A 21226-nucleotide genomic window follows, 5' to 3' on the forward strand; every position below is an offset into this window, starting at 1 on the left:
GTGTCTATGAAAGCAGGTCTGTACCAACCCGATGAATTCAAGGATAACTGCGGTTTCGGCCTGATAGCCCATATGCAGGGCGAGCCCAGTCATACCCTTTTGCAAACGGCCATCGAGGCCCTGACCTGCATGACCCACCGCGGTGGGATCAACGCCGACGGCAAGACCGGTGACGGCTGCGGCTTGCTGATTCAAAAGCCCGACCTGTTCCTGCGCGCGGTCGCCAAAGAGCATTTCGCTGTCGACCTGCCCAAGCAGTACGCCGTGGGCATGGTGTTTTTCAACCAGGACCCGGTCAAAGCCGAAGCCGCTCGCGAGAACATGAACCGCGAGATCGTTGCTGCCGGCCTGCAACTTGTCGGCTGGCGCAAAGTGCCGATCGACACCAGTGTGCTCGGCCGCCTGGCTCTGGAGCGCCTGCCGCAGATCGAACAAGTGTTCATCGCAGGTGACGGCCTGAGCGACCAGGACATGGCGATCAAGCTGTTCACCTCCCGTCGTCGCTCGTCCGTGTCCAACGCGGCGGATGTCGACCACTACATCTGCAGCTTTTCCCACAAGACCATCATTTATAAAGGCCTGATGATGCCGGCGGACTTGACCGCCTTCTATCCAGACCTGAGCGATGAGCGCCTGCAAACCGCCATTTGCGTGTTCCACCAGCGCTTCTCCACCAACACCCTGCCGAAATGGCCGTTGGCCCAGCCATTCCGCTTCCTCGCCCACAACGGCGAGATCAACACCATCACCGGCAACCGCAACTGGGCCGTGGCCCGTCGCACCAAGTTCGCCAACGATTTGATGGATCTCGAAGAGCTCGGCCCGCTGGTCAACCGCGTGGGTTCCGACTCCTCCAGCATGGACAACATGCTCGAACTGATGGTCACCGGCGGCATCGACCTGTTCCGTGGCGTGCGCATGATCATTCCGCCTGCGTGGCAGAACGTCGAGACCATGGACCCCGATCTGCGGGCGTTCTATGAGTACAACTCGATGCACATGGAGCCGTGGGACGGCCCGGCCGGCGTGGTCATGACCGACGGTCGCTACGCGGTGTGCCTGCTCGACCGTAACGGTCTGCGCCCGGCACGTTGGGTCACGACCACCAACGGTTTCATCACCCTCGCGTCGGAAATCGGCGTGTGGGACTACAAGCCTGAAGACGTTATCGCCAAAGGCCGTGTAGGCCCCGGCCAGATCCTCGCCGTGGACACCGAAACCGGGCAGATCCTCGACACCGATGCGATCGACAACCGCTTGAAGTCCCGTCACCCGTACAAGCAATGGCTGCGCAAGAACGCCCTGCGCATCCAGGCGACCATGGAAGACAACGACCACGGTTCGGCGTTCTACGACATCGACCAGCTCAAGCAGTACATGAAGATGTACCAGGTCACGTTCGAAGAGCGCGACCAGGTGCTGCGCCCGCTCGGCGAGCAAGGCTACGAGGCCGTCGGCTCCATGGGCGATGACACGCCGATGGCCGTGCTGTCCCAGCGCGTGCGCACGCCGTACGACTATTTCCGCCAGCAGTTCGCCCAGGTGACCAACCCACCGATCGACCCGCTGCGCGAAGCCATCGTGATGTCCCTGGAAGTCTGCCTCGGTGCCGAGCGCAACATCTTCCAGGAGTCGCCAGAGCACGCCTCCCGGGTGATCCTCAGCTCGCCGGTCGTGTCCCCGGCCAAGTGGCGCTCGCTGATGACCCTGGAACGCCCAGGTTTCGACCGCCAGATCATCGACCTGAACTACGACGAGAGCCTCGGCCTTGAAGCCGCCGTGCGTAACGTCGCCGACCAGGCCGAAGAAGCTGTGCGCGCCGGTCGTACCCAGATCGTGCTGACCGACCGTCATATCGCTCCAGGCAAGTTGCCGATCCACGCTTCGCTGGCGACCGGCGCGGTGCACCACCGCCTGACCGAAAAAGGCCTGCGCTGCGATTCCAACATCCTTGTCGAAACCGCCACCGCCCGCGACCCGCATCACTTTGCGGTGCTGATCGGCTTCGGCGCCTCGGCGGTGTACCCGTTCCTCGCTTATGAAGTGCTGGGTGACCTGATCCGTACCGGTGAAGTACTGGGCGACCTCTACGAGGTGTTCAAGAACTACCGCAAGGGCATCACCAAAGGCCTGCTGAAGATCCTGTCGAAGATGGGCATCTCCACCGTCACCTCCTACCGTGGTGCGCAGCTGTTCGAAGCCATCGGCTTGTCGGAAGAGGTCTGCGACCTGAGCTTCCGTGGCGTGCCGAGCCGCATCAAGGGTGCGCGTTTCGTCGACATCGAGGCCGAACAGAAAGCCCTGGCCGCCGAAGCCTGGAGCGCGCGCAAGCCGATCCAGCAAGGTGGCCTGCTCAAGTTCGTGCACGGTGGCGAATATCACGCCTACAACCCGGACGTGGTCAGCACCCTGCAAGCCGCCGTGCAGCAGGGCGACTACGCCAAGTTCAAGGAATACACCGCGCTGGTGGATAACCGCCCGGTGTCGATGATCCGTGACCTGTTCAAGGTGAAGACCCTGGACACGCCGCTGGCCATCAGCGAAATCGAACCGCTGGAATCGATCCTCAAGCGCTTCGACTCTGCCGGTATTTCCCTGGGCGCCTTGTCGCCTGAGGCCCACGAAGCCCTGGCCGAAGCCATGAACCGCCTGGGTGCGCGTTCCAACTCCGGTGAAGGCGGTGAAGACCCGGCGCGCTACGGCACGATCAAGAGCTCGAAAATCAAGCAGGTTGCGACTGGCCGTTTCGGCGTGACCCCGGAATACCTGGTCAACGCCGAAGTGCTGCAGATCAAGGTTGCCCAGGGCGCCAAGCCCGGTGAGGGCGGCCAGCTGCCGGGCGGCAAGGTCAACGGCCTGATCGCCAAGCTGCGTTATGCAGTGCCGGGCGTGACCCTGATCTCGCCACCGCCGCACCACGACATCTACTCGATTGAAGATTTGTCGCAGCTGATTTTCGACCTGAAACAAGTCAACCCGCAGGCCCTGGTCTCGGTGAAACTGGTAGCAGAAGCGGGCGTGGGCACCATCGCCGCCGGCGTGGCCAAGGCCTATGCCGACCTGATCACCATCTCCGGCTACGACGGCGGTACGGGCGCATCGCCGCTGACCTCGATCAAGTACGCCGGTGCACCGTGGGAACTGGGCCTGGCTGAAACCCACCAGACCCTGCGCGGCAACGACCTGCGCGGCAAAGTGCGGGTGCAGACCGACGGTGGCCTGAAAACCGGCCTCGACGTGATCAAGGCCGCCATCCTCGGCGCCGAGAGCTTCGGCTTCGGCACCGCGCCGATGATCGCCCTGGGCTGCAAATACCTGCGCATCTGCCACCTGAACAACTGCGCCACCGGCGTCGCGACTCAGAACGAGAAGCTGCGCAAGGATCACTACATCGGCACCGTCGACATGGTGGTGAACTTCTTCACCTACGTCGCCGAAGAAACCCGTGAGTGGCTGGCCAAGCTGGGCGTGCGTTCGCTGGAAGAGCTGATCGGTCGCACCGATCTGCTGGACATCCTCGAAGGCCAGACCGCCAAGCAACAGCACCTGGACCTGACGCCGCTGTTGGGCAGCGATCACATCCCGGCAGACAAGCCACAATTCTGCCAGGTGGATCGCAACCCGCCGTTCGACAAAGGCCTGCTGGCCGAGAAAATGGTCGAAATGGCCGGCTCCTCGATCAACGATGCCAGCGGTGGTGAGTTCGTCCTCGACATCTGCAACTGCGACCGTTCGATCGGCGCCCGCATCTCCGGCGAAATCGCGCGCAAGCACGGCAACCAGGGTATGGCGAAAGCGCCGATCACCTTCCGCTTCAAGGGCACTGCGGGCCAGAGCTTCGGCGTGTGGAACGCCGGCGGCCTGCACATGTACCTGGAAGGCGACGCCAACGACTACGTGGGCAAGGGCATGACCGGCGGCAAGCTGGTCATCGTTCCGCCTAAAGGCAGCGTCTACAAGACCCAGGACAGTGCCATCATCGGCAACACCTGCTTGTACGGCGCCACCGGCGGCAAGCTGTTCGCCGCCGGCACGGCCGGTGAGCGTTTCGCCGTGCGTAACTCCGGTGCCCACACCGTGGTCGAAGGCACTGGCGATCACTGCTGCGAGTACATGACCGGGGGCTTTGTCGCGGTACTGGGCAAGACCGGTTACAACTTCGGTTCGGGCATGACCGGCGGGTTCGCCTACGTGCTTGACCAGGACAACACCTTCGTCGACCGGGTCAACCACGAGTTGGTCGAGATCCAGCGGATCAGCGGCGAAGCCATGGAGTCCTACCGGAACCACTTGCAGCACGTGCTGGACGAGTACGTCGAGGAGACCGGCAGCGAATGGGGTCGTAACCTCGCCGAAAACCTCGATGATTACCTGCGTCGTTTCTGGCTGGTCAAGCCCAAGGCTGCCAACCTGAAATCGTTGCTTTCCAGCATCCGTGCCAACCCGCAGTGATATGCGCCTGAAGAGTTTGATGAGGTTTTAACATGGCTGAACGTCTGAATAACGACTTCCAGTTCATCGATGTCGGGCGCAAAGATCCGAAGAAGAAACTGTTGCGTCAACGCAAGAAAGAGTTCGTGGAAATCTACGAACCCTTCAAACCCCAGCACTCGGCCGACCAGGCCCACCGTTGCCTGGGTTGCGGTAACCCGTATTGCGAATGGAAGTGCCCGGTGCACAACTTCATTCCCAACTGGCTCAAGCTGGTGGCCGAGGGCAACATCCTCGCCGCCGCCGAGCTGTCGCACCAGACCAACACCCTGCCGGAAGTCTGCGGCCGGGTGTGCCCGCAGGACCGTCTGTGCGAGGGTGCCTGCACCCTTAACGACGGCTTCGGCGCGGTGACCATCGGTTCGGTGGAGAAGTACATCACCGACACCGCGTTCGCCATGGGCTGGCGTCCGGACATGTCCAAGGTCAAGCCGACCGGCAAGCGCGTGGCGATCATCGGTGCGGGCCCGGCGGGCCTGGGCTGTGCCGACGTGCTGGTGCGTGGCGGCGTGACCCCGGTGGTGTTCGACAAGAACCCGGAAATCGGCGGCCTGCTGACCTTCGGAATCCCCGAGTTCAAGCTGGAAAAAACCGTACTGAGCAACCGTCGCGAAGTGTTCACCGGCATGGGCATCGAGTTCCGCCTGAACACCGAGATTGGCAAAGACGTGACCATGGAGCAACTGCTCGCCGAATACGATGCCGTGTTCATGGGCATGGGCACCTACACCTACATGAAGGGCGGCTTTGCCGGTGAAGACCTGCCGGGCGTGTATGACGCGCTGGATTTCCTGATTGCCAACGTCAACCGCAACCTGGGCTTTGAAAAGTCGCCGGAAGATTTCGTCGACATGAAAGGCAAGAAGGTCGTGGTGCTGGGCGGTGGCGACACCGCAATGGACTGCAACCGTACTTCGATCCGCCAGGGCGCCAAGTCGGTGACCTGTGCGTATCGCCGTGACGAAGCCAACATGCCCGGCTCGCGCAAAGAGGTGAAGAACGCCAAGGAAGAAGGCGTGAAATTCCTCTACAACCGCCAGCCGATCGCCATTGTCGGTGAAGACCGCGTCGAAGGCGTGAAGGTGGTCGAGACCCGTCTCGGCGAACCGGACGCCCGCGGCCGTCGCAGCCCCGAGCCGATCCCGGGCTCCGAAGAGATCATCCCGGCCGACGCCGTGGTCATCGCCTTCGGTTTCCGTCCAAGCCCGGCGCCGTGGTTCGAGCAGTTCGAGATCCAGACCGACAGCCAGGGCCGTGTCGTGGCCCCGGAACAAGGCCAGTACAAGCACCAGACCAGCAACCCGAAAATCTTCGCCGGTGGCGACATGGTGCGCGGGTCCGACCTGGTGGTGACGGCGATCTTCGAAGGCCGCAATGCCGCCGAAGGCATCCTGGATTACCTGGGCGTCTGACGACGCCAGCTTCGAGCTATAAGCTGCAAGCGGCAAGTTGAAGCAACAGCGCTTTTCACTTGCAGCTTGTAGCTTGTCGCTAGTCACTGTCTTTCTCCGTCTCGCTCTGAGAAAATGCCCGCACTTTTTTTGCGGATGCCGACATGACTGCCCTCAAGAACGACCGTTTCCTTCGTGCCCTGCTCAAGCAACCCGTGGACGTCACCCCTGTGTGGATGATGCGTCAAGCCGGTCGCTACCTGCCGGAATACCGCGCCAGCCGCGCCCACGCCGGCGACTTCATGAGCCTGTGCATGAACCCGGAGTTCGCCTGCGAAGTCACGATGCAGCCGCTGGACCGCTACCCGCAACTGGACGCGGCCATCCTCTTCTCCGACATCCTCACCATCCCTGACGCCATGGGCCAAGGCCTGTATTTTGAGACCGGCGAAGGCCCGCGTTTCAAGAAAGTCGTCAGCACCCTCGCCGATATCGAAGCCCTGCCGATCCCCGACCCACAAAAAGACCTCGGCTACGTGATGGACGCCGTCAGCACCATCCGCCGCGAGCTTAACGGCCGCGTGCCGCTGATCGGCTTCTCCGGCAGCCCATGGACCCTGGCCACCTACATGGTCGAAGGTGGCTCGTCGAAAGACTTCCGCAAGACCAAGGCCATGCTCTACGACAACCCGCAAGCCATGCACCTGTTGCTGGACAAGCTGGCCCAGTCGGTCACCTCCTACCTCAACGGCCAGATCATGGCCGGTGCGCAAGCGGTACAGATCTTCGATACCTGGGGCGGCAACCTGTCCGCGGCGGCGTACCAGGAATTCTCCCTGGCCTACATGCGCAAGATCGTCAGCGGCCTGATCCGTGAACACGAAGGCCGTAAAGTGCCGGTCATCATGTTCACCAAGGGCGGTGGCCTGTGGCTGGAAAGCATCGCCGATGCGGGTGCCGATGCATTGGGCCTGGACTGGACCTGCGACATTGGCGATGCCCGTCGTCGTGTCGGTGACAAAGTCGCCCTGCAAGGCAACATGGACCCGACCGTGCTTTACGCCAAGCCGGAAGCGATCCGCGCCGAAGTCGGTCGCATCCTGGCCAGCTACGGCAAAGGCAGCGGCCATGTGTTCAACCTCGGTCATGGCATTACCCCGGAAGTGAACCCGGACCATGCCGGCGCGTTCCTGCAAGCGGTGCATGAATTGTCCGCGCAATATCACGTGTAGTTTCCCTGCCTTAGCCCCCCTCTTTCACTAAGAGGGGGGACTCGGAATGAATAACCTGAATCAGTTATGTAGTGCTGGGTGGATCCTTCTTGCCGCCTGGCCATCTATCATTTAGTTCTCTTTGATATGTAGGAGTCTTCTTACATACAGGTAGAGTTTTTATTTTTTTGGAAAGTTCGATTGAGAATATTCAATTATTCCTACATTAAATAATTTCTAGAGCCGTAAAATTCAGTCCTGCTTGTATTACAGAAACCTTTGAAAACGTTTTCCATATTTTCAAATGATATGGGTTTTTATCATCTGGTTAAGTAGGCCCTGAATTTAATGATTAAAAAAGACCTGTCACGTTGGGGTGGTGTCTCCTCGTTGGCGTTGCTAAGTGCATTGTTGATACCTGCTCAGAGCGCGCAGGCTCATGGTTACTTGAATGATCCACCTTCACGCGCTTTTCTGTGCCAGAAAGGCCTGAACAAAGAGTGTGGCGGCGCACAATACGAACCGCAAAGTGTCGGTGAAACGTTCAAGGGGTTTCCCGCCGGTGTCGGCGGTGCGCCGTTGCAGGGGCCGGTTGACGGCAAGATCGCCAGTGGTGGTATCGGCCTGTTCTCGGCCATGGACGCCCAGTCCGCCAACCGTTGGCACCAGACCGAAATCAAGGACAGAAACATCAGTTTCGACTGGACATATACGGCGGCACATCCGGCCACCAAGCATGAGTACTTCATTACCCGTAATGGCTGGAACCCTAACGAGCCGCTCAAGCGCGCATCGTTCGAGGGCACGCCGTTCTGTACCGTGGACGGCGGCAACGTGCTGCCGATCAGTGGTCAGAAGCATGCTTGTGTGATCCCCCAGGACAAGAACGGATCACATGTGATCCTGGGTATCTGGACGGTCGGTGATACCGATGCGGCGTTCTACAACGTGGTCGATGTAAACATCCTGGCCGAACCCGAGTTGCCGGGCGGTTGGAGTGCCGTAGGCAGCATCACGCCTTCCGCCACCCTGCTGGTGGGTGACAAGGTCAAGGCCCGAGCCTTCACCGCCGCTGGCGAAAGTGCGGCTTACTCTGTTGAAGTCATGATCGACAGCGCCGATGAGGGGCAACCGCAAAACTGGGCGTTCAAGCTGGCGGAAAAAATCAACCAGTCCCAGAGCCTGATTCAGGCAGGTATTCGCGATGAGCAGGGCGCTATTGCGCCGGTCAAAGGCAAGAACAATCTGTACGCCCAGAAAGACAGTGGTGTGATTCGCTATGAGCTGACGCTGGACGTCAAGGAAGATGTGCAAGTGCGTATGGCGCTGTCGGCAATTGCCCCTGAGTACGTGCTGGACAAGGGACGGGCGAAAGTGCGTCTGGCCATGATCGCCAACCGCGACATGAACATCGAGGCCACTCTGTTCGACGCCGGCAACAAGCCAGTCGGTACCCTCAAGACGCTCGCGCAGGGCGACAGTACCTGGTTGGAAATGGATGTGCGCAGTGAGCCGGGCACGCATCACATGACGTTGCTCGGTACCACGGTGGATGGGCGTACAACGCGCCAGGACACCCAGCCTGTCAACCTGACTGGCGAAGGTGGCGCGAAGGACTATCACTTCGTGTTTCCTGAGGGGTTGGCAAGTTACGAAGCGGGCACGCGTGTATTGCATACGCAAACCGGTGAAGTTTACGAGTGCAAACCGTTCCCTGTATCGGGTTACTGCAAACAATACCTGCCAACGGCTAACGGTTTCGAGCCGGGTGTAGGCCATCACTGGCAAACGGCCTGGGATCAACTTTGACCTCGTAGCGGTATAAACCCAGGCAAGTTTTTTCAAACTTGCCTGGGTGTTTTTTCTTATTTGAATGTATCGACTTAGTTGCAGGTGGGCGGTATTCGTCTGGCCAATCCAGGGCCGCTGCCATGTCGTGTGGTGCACTTTATTTTCAGAAGCTTATTTCCACTAAGGCGCTGCCAGTGAGGGCGTTATGAGGCCGGCGGTATTGCAGGTGTTGTTCCTGATGCTGCCCTTGGGTTATGGACTGACGCTGGGGTGGCAGGAGTGGCAGTTTCGCCAGGTGCAGATCCAGGCTGTGCAGGCGGTGCCCGCTCCAGTGGTCGCTGTAGCGCAAGGCGCAGCGCTCAACACCTGGGCAGTGGCGACGGTGTTTGGCATGACCGCGCAAGGCGGCGTCATGAACAGTGCCGAACCGCTGACGCTGCTGGCCACTGTGGTCGCCAGGGACAGCGAATCACGGGCCTTACTGGCGGGCGCCGATGGCGCACGTTTTTATCGCACCGGGGAGCGTTTGCCCGGAGGCAGTCTGCTGCGCCGAGTCGAAACCGCGCAGGTGCTGTTGTGGCGCCAAGGTCGTGAGGAGCTGTTGAGCCTGCATGCCGCAGGCGGCCGCTTCCTGCCGCTTGCCCGCGCGCACAGCCAGGCGGCTGCCGCCGTACATTTACGGCCTACCGGTGAATAACCGAGGAGTGATCAGGTCCATGAACAGTTCCATCAGCCGGCGTACCCGCAAAGGCGTTTTGGGGGCGCTCATGTTGGGTGTGCTGCTGTATACCGGGCAATCATCGGGCGCAGAACAGCATTGGCAGCTGGCGATGAACAACGCCGAACTGCGCGATGTGGTCGAGGAAATGTCGACCATCCTCGACACGACCGTGATCCTCGCCCCGAACATCCAGGGACGCATTACCGTGGTCTCGCGCCAAGCATTGGATCGCGAGGGCGTGCGACGGCTGTTTTACAGCGTGCTCGACGCTCATGATTTCAGTGTTATCGACCAGGGCGATCAGCTCCTGATTGTCCCCGCGACCCAGGCCAAGACCCAGGCCGGCAATGCCGATGAGCGAACCTCGGCTGAGCAGCAGTTCGTCACGCAAGTCATCGCCCTGGGTGCCAGCAGTGCAGCCGATCTGGCGGGGCTGGTGCGGCCACTGGTTTCAGCCAATGGCTACGTCGGCCCCTCGGTCTCAGCCAATGCCTTGGTGATTACAGATACCGCACGCAACGTGCGACGTATTGGCGACGTTGTCAGGCAACTGGATTCCGGGGCAAAAAATGCCCATGAGCTGGTGGAGCTGCGCCATGGCGTGGCGGCGGATATTGCGCGGCTGATGGAAGCGTCTATCGGCAAGCAAAATGTCGACAATGCCATCCAGGTCCTGGCCGACCCGCGAAGCAACCGGTTGGTGATCGTGGGCACGGCGGCTGTGCGCCAACGTCTGGTGCAACTGGCACGCAGCCTGGATACGGTCACGCCCGCTCGCCTGGACAATGCCCGGGTCATCCGCTTGCGCTATAGCGACGCCAAGCAATTGGCCGAGGTGCTGGATTCCATGGGCCAGGGGATGAAATCCCAGCCTGCGGCCGTTGCCCTGAAAGACGCAACGACCGCCGCGCCATTCATGGTCAGGGCTGACGAAAGCCAGAATGCCTTGGTCGTTGTCGCTGAAGCGGCACAACTGACAACCCTTGAAGGCATCGTGCGAGAGCTGGACCAACCTCGGGCCCAGGTGTTGATTCATGCCGCGATCGTAGAAGTCAGTGGTGACATCAGCGAGGCGCTCGGTGTGCAATGGGCGCTCAATCGCGGCAGTGCGCAAGGGATTTTAAACTTCCCCGGCACCGGCATTCCGATCCTTGGCGCCCTCAACTTCGATGATAAAACCGTGCTGCCGGAAGGGGCGCTGCTCAAGCTGGGCGGCGATCGTTTCGGTGCGCTGGTGTCCGCCCTGGCCAGCAACACGCGCAGTAACCTGTTATCGACACCGAGCCTGCTGACCCTGGACAACCAGGAGGCTGAAATTATCGTCGGCCAAAACGTGCCGTTCAAGACTGGTTCCTACGCCACCAACAGCAGCGGTGCGGATAACCCCTTCACCACGGTGGAGCGCAAGGACGTCGGGATCAGCCTCAAGATCAAGCCCTACATCAACGAAGGCTCGACCCTGCGCCTGGAAGTGGCGCAAGAGGTCTCCGATATCGCCCCTGCGGTCGCCGGGGTCGACTCCTCTGACCTGATCACCAACAAGCGTGCGCTGAAAAGCACGATCCTCGCGGATGATGGCGAGATCATTGTGATCGGAGGCCTGATCAAAGACAGCGTGCGCACACAGGCCAGCGGCGTGCCGCTGTTGCGCGATATTCCGTATCTGGGCGCATTGTTTCGCTGGCGCCGTGATACCCAGGTCAAGAGCAACCTGATGGTGTTCCTGCGCCCGACCATTGTGCGCAGTGGCCAGCAGCTTTCCGGGATCAGCCAGGCGCGTTATCAAGACCTGCGTGATGAGCGCCAGCCAGGTCCGCAACGCAATACCGCCTTGCAACTGCCCGATGAAGCGGAGCAACTGTTCGACCTGCGCCGGCCGACGGAGATCGCTCAATGAAGCCGTTGCCCTTCGGGTTTGCGCGGCGTTTTGGCGTGCTGATTGACGATGGGTATTTGAGCGTGCGCAGTGATACGCCATTGAGCGCGATTGCCGAGGCTCGTCGCCTGGGCGATGACGAATTGCCGCTGCGTCTGCTGACCCATGAAGCCTTCGCCCTGGCATTGGCCAAGATTTACAGCGAGGGGCAAACGGCCGCCGAACATGTCGCCCAAGGGTTGGACGAGGAGCTGGACCTGCTCAGTCTGGTGGACCAGGTGCCGCAGACTGCCGATCTGTTGGAGCAGCAAGGTGACGCGCCGATCATCCGGCTGATCAACGCATTGCTCAGTGAGGCGGTGCGCGAAAAGGCCTCGGATATTCACCTTGAAACCTTTGAACACACGCTGGTGGTGCGCATGCGCGTCGATGGGCAACTGCGTGAAATGCTGCGACCCCGGCGCGAGCTGGCAACGTTGTTGGTGTCGCGAATCAAGGTTATGGCGTGCCTGGACATTGCCGAAAAACGCATTCCCCAAGACGGTCGTATCGCGTTGCGCCTGGCAGGGCACGAAGTCGATGTACGCGTCTCCACGCTGCCTTCCGCGCATGGCGAACGTGTGGTGCTGCGCCTGCTCGACAAACAGGCCGGGCGCCTGCAGTTGGCCCGCCTGGGCATGGCGCCGACCACGCTTGGTCACTTGCAGCAACTGTTGGGTAAACCCCACGGGATCCTCCTGGTGACCGGCCCGACCGGGTCGGGCAAGACCACCAGTCTGTATGCTGCATTGGCCCATCTCAATGACCAGACGCGCAACATCCTCACGGTCGAAGACCCGATTGAATATCACCTGCCGGGCATCGGCCAGACACCGGTCAACCCCAAGGTCGAGATGACGTTTGCGCGAGGCCTGCGGGCGATCCTGCGCCAGGACCCGGATGTGGTGATGGTGGGTGAGATTCGTGACAGTGAGACCGCCGAAATTGCGGTTCAGGCCTCTCTCACCGGGCATTTGGTGTTGTCGACGCTGCATACCAACAGTGCCATCGGCGCCGTCACTCGGCTGGTGGACATGGGCGTGGATGCCTATCTGCTGGCGTCGTCGCTGGTGGGCGTGCTGGCGCAGCGCTTGGTACGCAGGCTTTGCCCGGCCTGCAAGGTCGCCGTCGTGGCGGACGCCGAGGTCTGTCGCCGGCTGGGGCTGGACCCCGCGAAGGCGCCTCGCGTGTTCAAGTCCGTTGGCTGCGAACAGTGCCGCCAAGGCTATTGCGGGCGTATCGGCCTCTACGAGTTGGTCGTGGTAACGCCGACGCTGTCCGCGCAGATTCATCAGGGTGCCAGTGAACAAGCGTTGCTCGCTGAGGCGCGTCGAGGTACGTGCAGCTTGTTCGAGGACGGCCGCCGGCGGGTGCTTGAAGGCGTGACCAGCGTCGATGAACTGTTGCGGGTTATCCAGGAGGACTAGCCATGCCCAGCTATGACTATCGGGCCCAGGATCGCCACGGTCGCCCGTACAAGGGCCGGCAAGAGGCCGACAGCCCGCGCCATGCCCGGCAGTTGTTGCGTGAGCGCGGGCTGCTGCCGAGCCAGATGCATCTGGCGCGCGAGCGAGTTGGCCCGACTTGGTCGGGAGCGGTTGGGCTGGGTGCCGGTGACTTGGCGCTGCTGACGTTGCAGCTGTCGACCCTGGTTCAGGCCGGGTTGCCGCTGGAGCAGGCACTGCAGGCGGTGGTTCAGCAAAGCCGGAAGCGGCGGGTCAGCAGCCTGCTTTCACAGGTACGTGAGCGAGTGATGGAAGGGCAATCCCTGGCCTCGGCCCTGGGTGCCTATCCCCGGGCGTTTCCCGACGTGTTCCGCGCCACCATCGCTGCCGGCGAGCGTTCCGGGCACTTGGGACATGTGCTTGAGCAGTTGGCAACCTATACCGAAGCCCGCCAGGCGTCCCGGCAAAAGATCCAGCTGGCATTGGTGTATCCGGCCCTGCTGATGTTCGCCTGCATGGCCATCGTCGGTTTTCTGCTTGGTTATGTGGTGCCGGATGTGGTGAAGATCTTCGTCGACAGTGGCCAGCCATTGCCCTGGCTGACCCACGCCATGATCACCGTCAGCCACGGCTTGCGTGCGTATGGCCTGGTGCTGGCGCTACTGGTGACGGGCGTGGGTGTGCTGTTGCGCTGGCGCTTGCATCAACCGCGCGGGCGCTGGCAGTGGCACAGCCTGGTGCTGCACCTGCCGCTGTTGGGCAGTGTGTTTCGTGAGATGGAGGCGGCGCGGTTCGCCAGCACCCTGGCGATCCTCGGTAAAAGTGCCGTGCCCCTGGTGGACGCCCTGGAAATTGCCGCAGCGGTGATCGGCAACGTGACCATCCGCGCACGCATGAACGATGTCGCGCGCTCGGTTCGAGAGGGCGGCACGCTGACCCGGGGCCTCGAAGCCAGCAGGGATATACCGCCGTTGATGCTGCACATGATCGCCAGCGGCGAACGCGCTGGTGAACTCGACGGGATGTTGGCGCGCGCCGCCGAACAGCAGGAAAAAAGCCTCACTGCCCGCATCACATTGGTGGTGAGTTTGTTTGAGCCGGCAATGCTGGTGGTGATGGGCGGTGTGGTGCTGCTGATCGTCATGGCCATTCTGTTGCCGATCCTCAGCCTTAACCAACTGGTGAATTGAATGGTGAACATGCCTAAGGGCCAACGGGGTTTTACCCTGATCGAAATCATGGTGGTGGTCGTGATCATCGGCGTGCTGGGGGCCATTGTGGTACCGCAGTTCATGGGTCGACCCGACCAGGCCAAGGTGACAGCAGCCAAAACCGATGTCCAGGCGGTCGCGACCAGCCTGGAGATGTACCGTCTCGACAACGGCCACTACCCGTCGACCTTGCAAGGCCTCGAAGCCTTGAACAAACGACCGGCCGGCACCCCGGCGCCGAGGAACTGGAACCCTCAGGGCTACCTGAAAAGCACGCCGGTCGACCCGTGGGGGACGCCCTATCAATACTTGAACCCGGGTGTGCGTTCCGCCAACGGTGGCTATGACCTGTATTCCTTCGGCGCCGATGGCGTGGTGGGTGGCGAGGGCCATGCCGCTGATATCGGCAACTGGGGAGATTGAGTCAGTGCCCAGGCACAGCCGCGGTTTTACCTTGCTGGAATTGATGGTGGTGATTGCGCTGATCGGCATCGTGTTGAGCGTGGTTGGTCTGACGGCCGGCAACACCCCTGGCCGTCAGGCGCGGCAGGCGGCTGGCGAGGTGGTGCAACTGATTCAGCACGTGCGCGAGCAGGCGGTGATCGAAGGGCGCGAATACGGCGTGCGTGTGCGGCGTGACGGGTACCAGCTCTACCGCCTCGACCCTCAGGGTTGGCGGCCGATGGGTGAGGAGCAGCGCTTGGCAGAGGGTGTGCAATTGCACCTTGAACAGGAAGGCCGACGCGTGAGCCTTGAACGCATCGCGCCGCAATTACTGATGCTCAGCAGCGATGAAGTCAGCGCGTTTGTCTGGACTTTTGCGTCCGAGGACCAGGTATGGGCGCGCGTTGTCAGTGACGGTGTCGGAGAGTTGTCGATTGAAAGCTAAGTACCGGCGCCGCCAAAGGCGCCAGGCCAACGCCCGTGGTTTTACCTTATTGGAAGTCATGATCGCGTTGGTGATTTTCGCCACGCTCGCGGGCGCGGTGATCACTGCCAGTCACTACTCATTGCGCCAGAGTGCGCGACTGCAAGCGCAGATACAGTGCGCCTGGGTAGCGGACAACCAATTGAGCGAGCTGCGCTTGCACCCGAGCTCGCCCGGACGTCAGCAGCTGCTGCGACGCTTTGATGGGCGTGATTGGGTGATCGACCAGACAATCGTACCGGCCACTGATCCGCGCCTGCTTCAGGTCGACATCAGCGTTAGCCCTGCGGGCAGTGATCAGCCGGTCTATCGCACACAGGGCTGGATACCCGCCAGGAATGAATAAGCAGGCAGGCTTCACGCTGCTCGAATGTGTGATTGCGCTGGCCATCTTCGCCTTGCTTGGGCTTGCCAGTGGGCGCCTGTTCGACACCGTGGTGCGCGCGCAACAGGGCACGGCCAATCACGAACAAGAGTTGCGCCGCCTGCAACGGGCCATTGGCGTCATCGAACGGGATGCGCTGCAGTTGGCTTCCTCGGTGCTGGTCCTCAGCCCCACGACCCTGCGGTTGCTGCGCAGTCACTGGCGCAACCCGCAGGATTTGCCGCGCAGCGAGCGTCAGCAAGTGCTCTACCGCCTGGACAATCAAGTGTTGTGGCGTGAAAGCCGAAGCTTGGAATCGTCGACAGTCGAACGCCAGAAACTGCTCGACGATGTACGTGTGTTGAACTGGCGTCTATTTCACCGCGACAGCGGATGGCACAGTGAATGGCCGGTGGGCAAGGGCGCTGCCCAGGCACCCCCTCAAGCGCTGGAGCTGGTGCTGTCGGTGGGGCGCTTTGAGCAGGTGCGCCGTGTGCTGCCACTGCCACAGGGGCCGCCATGAGACGCCGCCAGCGGGGTGTCGCGCTACTCAGCGTGTTGCTGGTGATGAGCCTGGCGTTGTTGCTGACAGCGGGCATGTTGCGCAGCCATCAGCTAATGGTGCAGAGCAGTGCGCGCCAGATCCATCAGGTGCAGCTGCGCCAATGGGCGCTGTCGGCAGAGGCATGGGCCCTGGAGATACTGCAAGCGACAGCTGACGATGAGAACTCACGGGTGCATCAGGGCCAGGCGTGGGCACGGGCGACCTGGCCCTTTGAGACGCAAGGCGCGCGCATCACGCTTGAGATCGAAGACCTGTCCGCACGTTTTAATGTCAACGCGCTGCTCGGCGAGGGGCAAGTGGATCGGCTCATTGAGCAGCGCTGGTTGCGTCTGCTTGCGGCACTGGGCCTGCCGCCACTGGACTTGCGAGCCGCAGGCCCGGTGGCGGAGCAGCGTGAACTCAGCCAGTTACGGCTGCTGCCAGGTATCGACGGCGCGACCTTGAGGCAACTGGAGCCCTGGGTAGCGCTGCTGCCCAAGGACGCCAGCTTGAACATCAACACCGCCCTGCCACAGGTGTTGGCGACCCTTGAGGGTATGTCGCCGCCCACGGCCGAAGCCTTGGTCAACCAACGGCCAACCACCGGCTATGGAAGTGTCCAGGCATTCATCCACGACCCTTTGATCGCCGGGTTGGGTGTGACCGGCCACGGACTTGGCATCAGCAGTCGATGGTTCCGTATCAACGTTGATGTTCGCCTGGGCACCAGCCGCTTGCGCCTGGCCAGCGAGGTTGAGCGTGAGCGCAAAACCGGGCGTTGGCGCGTCGTACAGCGCCGCTTTCCTACGCCGACACTGAGCGAGAACGCATTATGAAAACCTGGCTTCATTTAAGTGCCGAAGGCCTGGCGGCCCCCATAAGCGAATGGCCCTGTTGTGTCTGGCGGGCGGCGGATGACAGTCGGCCCCTGCGCCTGATTGAGGCCGCACACGACCTAGAGGGACAGGCGGTTGAACTGCTGTTGCCTATGGAAATGTGCAGTGTCTTGCGCAGCGGGGTGTGGCCCACCCAGCGTCGGCCCAAACCCCAGGCTGTTGCCTTTGCCATCGAGGACCAGTTGGGTGAAGAACTGGAGGCCGTGCATGTGAGTGTCGGTCAGCGGGACGCAGCCGGTTGCTTTCCGGTACTGGTGACCCACAAGGCGCGTTTCAAGACGCTGCTGCATGAGCTGGCGACGCTTGGTATCCAGGTGCGCAGTGTGCATGTCGACGCCGATCTGCTCCCCGATGATTGTGCTGTCGCCGTGGACTGGTATGGCCGTCGGGTCGTGGGCGGGCCCGTACGGCTGGCGATGTCTGCTCCGGCACTCAAGGCGCTGGAACCGTTGCTGGATGAACCCTTGCAGTGGCTGGACGAAGACGAGAGCCGGGCGTATATAGCGCGCGCCTTGTGGGGCGGCCAGGGCCAGCCGATCAATTTGCTGGGGGGTGAATTCGACCGCGCCCGACAACCCTGGCCCTGGGCCGCCGCAGCACTGGCAGCAGCCTTGGTATTCGTCATCGATTGGGGATTCATGCAGGTGCGTATTCAGTATTTTGAAGGGCACGCCCGTAGTCTCCACGCGCAGAGTGTGGAGCGCTTCCAGGCGCTGTACCCGGAACAGACGCGTATTGTTGACCTGGCTGCGCAACTGAAGGTGATGCAGCACGGGCAAAGCGCGCGCGCGCCCGAGACAGCGATGGCGCGCCTGGTCGGCCTGACTGAGCAGGTAATCGGCGCGGCCGATGTGGAGGTACGCCGCATGGAATTTCGACGCGGCGACGGCTGGAAAATTGAGTTGGCGGCTCACGGCTTCAGTGCGCTGGAGCAATTGCAAGCGCAGGGGCGGCAGAGCGGCATGCCGGTGCGTGTGGAAAACGCCAGCAAGGAAGGCAATCGCGTACATGCCGTGTTGGTGTTGGAGGACGCGTCGTGAAAGCTCTGCAAGCCTGGAAGGCGCTGTCACCTCGTGATCGCTTTTTACTCAAAGGACTGGCGGCGTTTTTGCTCGGTGTGCTGCTGTTCCAGGGGGTGTGGCAACCCGGCCGGCAGCGGCTGGTCGGTGCCGAACGGTATTACCAGCAACAACACGTATTGGCGCAGCAAGTGCAGCGTGCCCAGCCACTGCAAGCCCGGCAGGCGGCAACCCTGCCCCCGGCGTCAACCATCCACGACAGCGCCGAAGCGGCGGGGCTCGAGGTCAATCAGATCGAGGTACAAAGCGAGCGGCTGCGCTTGATCCTCAGCGGCGAGGCAGTGGCGTTGCTCAACTGGTTGGCGGCACTGGAACGGGACACGGGGGGCTTCCACATGCTCACGCTGGAGAAACGCGATGACCGTCTGGAAGCTCGTCTTGAGCTTTAGAATGCCGCTCAGCTCTGGCTATTTTTCAGTCGCTACGGCGCTGTAGTCGTTCAAGGCGCCGGTTTTTCAAGCCGCGGCCAGCGGCGGCAACTTCGCCAGCTTCAACGCCACCAGCAACGCGCCGACCAACAGCGCCACGATGAAGGCGCCAATGCCGTTCCACCCAGCAAAGTGCCAGAAGAATCCGCCCGCTGTCCCGGCGATGCTTGAGCCTACGTAATAGCAGAACAGGTACAGCGATGACGCCTGCCCCTTGGCCTTGACCGCGCGGCGGCCGATCCAGCTGCTCGCTACCGAGTGGGCACCGAAGAAGCCGAAGGTGAAGATCAACATGCCCGGCACCACCAGCCATAGCGGGGTGAACAGGGTCAGGGCCATACCGCCAAGCATCAGCACGATGGTGGCCCACAACACGCGACGGCGGCCAAGGCGGTCGGCCAGGGAGCCGATCTTTGCCGAGCTGTAGATGCCCGAGAGGTACACCAGCGACAGCAGGCCCACCACGGCCTGGCTCAGGTCATACGGGGCGGCCAGCAGGCGGTAGCCGATGTAGTTGAACATCGTCACGAACGCGCCCATCAGCAGGAAGGCTTCGAGGAACAGCCACGGCAGGCCGGCGTCCTTGAAGTGCATGACAAAGCCGTCCACCAGGCTGCGCGGCTTGAGGCTGCTGGCGCGGAAGTTGCGCGATTCGGGGAGGATCTTCCAGAACACCGTGGCGGCGATCAGCGCCAGGGCGCCGATGATCAGCATTGCGGTGTGCCAGCTGACGAAGTCGATCAGCACGCCGATGATCAGGCGCCCGCTCATGCCCCCGATGGCGTTGCCGCCAATGTACAGGCCCATCGCCAGGCCGATGTGCTGGGGGTGGATCTCTTCGCTCAGGTACGTCATCGCCACGGCGGCCAGGCCGCTCAAGGACAGGCCCACCAGCGCGCGCATCAACAAAATCCCTTCCCAGGACGGCATCAGGCCGCTGGCGATGGTCGCCAGCGCTGCGCAAAACAACGCGGCGACCATCACCGGCTTGCGCCCCAAGGTGTCGGAAATCGGCCCGGTAATCAGCAAGCCCAGCGCCAGCATCGCCGTGGCCACTGACAGGATCAGGCTGCTCTGCGCCGCATTGATCGAGAACTCGTGGGACAGCGCCGGCATCATCGGCTGCACGCAATACAACAGGGCGAACGTGGCGAAGCCGCCGGAGAACAGCGCGAGCACCGTGCGCATGAACATCGGCGTGCCTTTTTCGATGTACGCGTCATTGAGCTGCGCCACCACCTCATCCAGGGCGGTAGGTGGGACTTCTTGAGCGAATGGAGCGACAGCAGATTTCACGGAGACCTCGGGGAGGAAAAGCCTGCCAGGACTGGCAATGCAAAAAAGAATATAGCTGGCTAATGATTCTTTCCAATATATTGTTCGACCTGTTTGATAGCTTTTACGACCTAATGAGGTTTGCATGGAATTACGTCACCTGCGGTACTTCATTGCCGTCGCCGAAGAGCTGCACTTTGGCCGCGCCGCGCAGGTGCTGGGCATCTCGCAACCGCCGCTGAGCCAGCAGATCCAGGCGCTCGAGCAGGAGGTGGGCGCGCGGTTATTCGAGCGTACCAATCGTCGGGTTGAACTGAGCGAGGCCGGGCGTTTGTTCCTGCACGAGGCGCGGCTGGTTCTGGCCCAGGTCGACAAGGCGGCGGATGTGGCCCGCCGTGCACAGTTGGGGCAGCTGGGCGAGCTGAAGATCGGCTTCACCTCTTCGGCACCGTTCAACTCCAGCATCCCGCAGGCGATCTTTGCGTTTCGCCAGGCCTTCCCGGCCGTGCACCTGAACCTGCAGGAAATGAGCAGCACCGAAGTGGCCGAATCGTTGGTGGATGAGTCGATTCAGGTTGGGCTGATGCGCCCATTGCCGCTGCCGGACTCGTTGAGTGTGATCGAGCTGATGCGTGAACCGCTGGTGGCCGTATTGAACGCCGGTCATCCGTTGGTGGAGGGCAGCGAGCGCGGCCTCTATCTGGCGCAACTGGCGCAGGAGCCGTTTGTGTTTTTCCCGCGCACCTACGGCAGCGGCCTGTATGCCCAACTGCTCAACCTGGCCCGCGATGCCGGCTTCAGCCCGCACTTCGCCCAGGAAGCGGGGGAGGCGATGACCATTATCGGTTTGGTGGCGGCGGGCTTGGGCGTGTCGGTGTTGCCGGCGTCATACCAACGGATACGGATCGATGGCGTGGTCTATCGCACGTTGCTGGATCAGGAGGCGGTGACGGCGGTATGGCTGGTGCAACGCAAAGGCGCACAAACGCCGATGGCGAAGGCGTTTGTGGAGTTGTTGGTGGCGAGCGGGCGGTGCGACGATTCGACAAGCCCGCTCGCCACAGAGGATGTGCCTGGCTTTGGTTTTACTTAGACGTTCCCGTCTGCTCAAACAACTGCGCCGCCGACCCTGCCTCACCACTCACGCCATTGCTGCGCAATCCCGCCATGATGTCGTTGTCCAGGTTGTTTACCCAACGGTTGTAGTTGCGATGGATCTTGCCGTCCTTGTAGCCCAGCTCGCGGCTGTCGCGGTAGGTGATGGCGTAGCTGTTGCGCGTGTAGCGGATGTCGATGGCCGCGTAATACTGGTTACGCACGGTGATCTCGGCCTGTACCAGTTGCGGGCTCAGGCGCTGCACGTTCCATTCGCGTTTTTGCAGGGCGTTGACGATCACCGTTTTCATTTTCTCTTCGCTGACCTGGGCGTTGGCCGGCAGGTCGTGCTGGGTGTTGAGGATCGGTTTGCTGGTGCAACCGGCGGTGGTCAGCAGGGCCAGGGTGATCAGCGTAGCGCGTAGCAAGGAAGACATTCCG

The 21226-nt window shown here is 61.7% G+C and carries 18 protein-coding genes; 16 read left to right on the plus strand and 2 right to left on the minus strand.

Annotated elements, in window-relative coordinates; translation table 11 throughout:
* Positions 1 to 6 precede the first annotated feature (6 nt).
* From gltB to gspM, 15 genes are all read left to right on the plus strand, one after another.
* Positions 7 to 4452: a glutamate synthase large subunit gene (gene gltB / locus AB1462_RS03395; protein WP_090400970.1), complete on the plus strand. Its 4446-nt coding sequence runs from the start codon at positions 7 to 9 to the stop codon at positions 4450 to 4452.
* Between the two features lie 32 nt (positions 4453 to 4484).
* On the plus strand, positions 4485 to 5903 hold the full coding sequence (locus tag AB1462_RS03400) for an FAD-dependent oxidoreductase (RefSeq protein WP_090400969.1): 1419 nt from the start codon (positions 4485 to 4487) through the stop codon (positions 5901 to 5903).
* Between the two features lie 143 nt (positions 5904 to 6046).
* Positions 6047 to 7114, plus strand: a complete 1068-nt coding sequence (hemE, locus tag AB1462_RS03405) for a uroporphyrinogen decarboxylase (RefSeq protein ID WP_090400968.1) — start codon at positions 6047 to 6049, stop codon at positions 7112 to 7114.
* A 327-nt stretch (positions 7115 to 7441) separates the two neighbouring features.
* Positions 7442 to 8902, plus strand: a complete 1461-nt coding sequence (gene gbpA / locus AB1462_RS03410; RefSeq protein WP_367246166.1) for an N-acetylglucosamine-binding protein GbpA — start codon at positions 7442 to 7444, stop codon at positions 8900 to 8902.
* A gap of 187 nt (positions 8903 to 9089) precedes the next feature.
* Positions 9090 to 9581 carry a type II secretion system protein N gene (locus tag AB1462_RS03415; RefSeq protein ID WP_367246168.1) on the plus strand — a complete coding sequence of 164 codons (492 nt, stop codon included), beginning with the start codon at positions 9090 to 9092 and terminating at the stop codon, positions 9579 to 9581.
* 70 nt (positions 9582 to 9651) lie between these two features.
* On the plus strand, positions 9652 to 11502 hold the full coding sequence (gene gspD, locus AB1462_RS03420) for a type II secretion system secretin GspD (protein WP_367246265.1): 1851 nt from the start codon (positions 9652 to 9654) through the stop codon (positions 11500 to 11502).
* Entirely contained in the window at positions 11499 to 12947 is a 1449-nt protein-coding gene (gspE, locus tag AB1462_RS03425) for a type II secretion system ATPase GspE (RefSeq protein WP_367246169.1), read from the plus strand. Before gspD ends, gspE begins: the two co-directional genes overlap by 4 nt.
* Before the next feature lie 2 nt (positions 12948 to 12949).
* Entirely contained in the window at positions 12950 to 14155 is a 1206-nt protein-coding gene (gene gspF / locus AB1462_RS03430; protein ID WP_367246171.1) for a type II secretion system inner membrane protein GspF, read from the plus strand.
* Positions 14156 to 14599 (plus strand): type II secretion system major pseudopilin GspG, encoded by a 444-nt coding sequence (gene gspG / locus AB1462_RS03435; RefSeq protein ID WP_259193415.1) that lies wholly within the window; start codon positions 14156 to 14158, stop codon positions 14597 to 14599.
* Between the two features lie 4 nt (positions 14600 to 14603).
* Positions 14604 to 15065: a type II secretion system minor pseudopilin GspH gene (gspH, locus tag AB1462_RS03440; RefSeq protein WP_159440114.1), complete on the plus strand. Its 462-nt coding sequence runs from the start codon at positions 14604 to 14606 to the stop codon at positions 15063 to 15065.
* On the plus strand, positions 15055 to 15450 hold the full coding sequence (gene gspI / locus AB1462_RS03445) for a type II secretion system minor pseudopilin GspI (protein WP_259193414.1): 396 nt from the start codon (positions 15055 to 15057) through the stop codon (positions 15448 to 15450). Before gspH ends, gspI begins: the two co-directional genes overlap by 11 nt.
* Positions 15443 to 15991, plus strand: coding sequence for a type II secretion system protein GspJ (locus AB1462_RS03450; RefSeq protein ID WP_090400960.1), 549 nt, complete (start codon positions 15443 to 15445; stop codon positions 15989 to 15991). Before gspI ends, AB1462_RS03450 begins: the two co-directional genes overlap by 8 nt.
* Positions 15988 to 16848 (plus strand): type II secretion system protein GspK, encoded by an 861-nt coding sequence (locus AB1462_RS03455; RefSeq protein ID WP_367246173.1) that lies wholly within the window; start codon positions 15988 to 15990, stop codon positions 16846 to 16848. Before AB1462_RS03450 ends, AB1462_RS03455 begins: the two co-directional genes overlap by 4 nt.
* On the plus strand, positions 16845 to 17948 hold the full coding sequence (gspL, locus tag AB1462_RS03460; protein ID WP_367246175.1) for a type II secretion system protein GspL: 1104 nt from the start codon (positions 16845 to 16847) through the stop codon (positions 17946 to 17948). The genes AB1462_RS03455 and gspL overlap by 4 nt, the downstream gene beginning before the upstream one ends.
* A complete protein-coding gene (gene gspM, locus AB1462_RS03465) occupies positions 17945 to 18376 on the plus strand; it encodes a type II secretion system protein GspM (protein ID WP_244176231.1) in 432 nt (143 codons plus the stop codon). Before gspL ends, gspM begins: the two co-directional genes overlap by 4 nt.
* Positions 18377 to 18442: 66 nt before the next feature.
* Here gspM and AB1462_RS03470 read toward each other — a convergent pair whose 3' ends face one another.
* Positions 18443 to 19711 carry an MFS transporter gene (locus tag AB1462_RS03470; protein WP_090400957.1) on the minus strand — a complete coding sequence of 423 codons (1269 nt, stop codon included), beginning with the start codon at positions 19709 to 19711 and terminating at the stop codon, positions 18443 to 18445.
* A 124-nt stretch (positions 19712 to 19835) separates the two neighbouring features.
* Here AB1462_RS03470 and AB1462_RS03475 point away from each other — a divergent pair, with 124 nt between their 5' ends.
* Positions 19836 to 20783 carry a LysR family transcriptional regulator gene (locus tag AB1462_RS03475; protein ID WP_090400956.1) on the plus strand — a complete coding sequence of 316 codons (948 nt, stop codon included), beginning with the start codon at positions 19836 to 19838 and terminating at the stop codon, positions 20781 to 20783.
* On the opposite strand, the gene AB1462_RS03480 is transcribed toward AB1462_RS03475, so the two are convergent.
* Entirely contained in the window at positions 20776 to 21222 is a 447-nt protein-coding gene (locus AB1462_RS03480) for a hypothetical protein (protein ID WP_259193411.1), read from the minus strand. The two genes, AB1462_RS03475 and AB1462_RS03480, sit on opposite strands and share 8 nt — an antisense overlap.
* Positions 21223 to 21226 lie beyond the last annotated feature (4 nt).

This window comes from Pseudomonas sp. SB113 (assembly GCF_040754745.1).
GTDB classification, from domain to species: Bacteria; Pseudomonadota; Gammaproteobacteria; order Pseudomonadales; family Pseudomonadaceae; genus Aquipseudomonas; species Aquipseudomonas grimontii.

Bases quoted from the DNA above. Each gene is read 5' to 3' on its own strand.
- gbpA (WP_367246166.1), top strand. From the start codon at position 7,442: ATGATTAAAAAAGACCTGTCACGTTGGGGTGGTGTCTCCTCGTTGGCG.
- hemE (WP_090400968.1), top strand. From the start codon at position 6,047: ATGACTGCCCTCAAGAACGACCGTTTCCTTCGTGCCCTGCTCAAGCAA.
- gspG (WP_259193415.1), top strand. From the start codon at position 14,156: ATGGTGAACATGCCTAAGGGCCAACGGGGTTTTACCCTGATCGAAATC.
- gspD (WP_367246265.1), top strand. From the start codon at position 9,652: ATGTTGGGTGTGCTGCTGTATACCGGGCAATCATCGGGCGCAGAACAG.
- gspE (WP_367246169.1), top strand. From the start codon at position 11,499: ATGAAGCCGTTGCCCTTCGGGTTTGCGCGGCGTTTTGGCGTGCTGATT.
- gltB (WP_090400970.1), top strand. From the start codon at position 7: ATGAAAGCAGGTCTGTACCAACCCGATGAATTCAAGGATAACTGCGGT.
- gspF (WP_367246171.1), top strand. From the start codon at position 12,950: ATGCCCAGCTATGACTATCGGGCCCAGGATCGCCACGGTCGCCCGTAC.
- AB1462_RS03455 (WP_367246173.1), top strand. From the start codon at position 15,988: ATGAGACGCCGCCAGCGGGGTGTCGCGCTACTCAGCGTGTTGCTGGTG.
- AB1462_RS03415 (WP_367246168.1), top strand. From the start codon at position 9,090: ATGAGGCCGGCGGTATTGCAGGTGTTGTTCCTGATGCTGCCCTTGGGT.
- AB1462_RS03450 (WP_090400960.1), top strand. From the start codon at position 15,443: ATGAATAAGCAGGCAGGCTTCACGCTGCTCGAATGTGTGATTGCGCTG.
- AB1462_RS03475 (WP_090400956.1), top strand. From the start codon at position 19,836: ATGGAATTACGTCACCTGCGGTACTTCATTGCCGTCGCCGAAGAGCTG.
- AB1462_RS03400 (WP_090400969.1), top strand. From the start codon at position 4,485: ATGGCTGAACGTCTGAATAACGACTTCCAGTTCATCGATGTCGGGCGC.
- gspL (WP_367246175.1), top strand. From the start codon at position 16,845: ATGAAAACCTGGCTTCATTTAAGTGCCGAAGGCCTGGCGGCCCCCATA.
- AB1462_RS03480 (WP_259193411.1), bottom strand. From the start codon at position 21,222: ATGTCTTCCTTGCTACGCGCTACGCTGATCACCCTGGCCCTGCTGACC.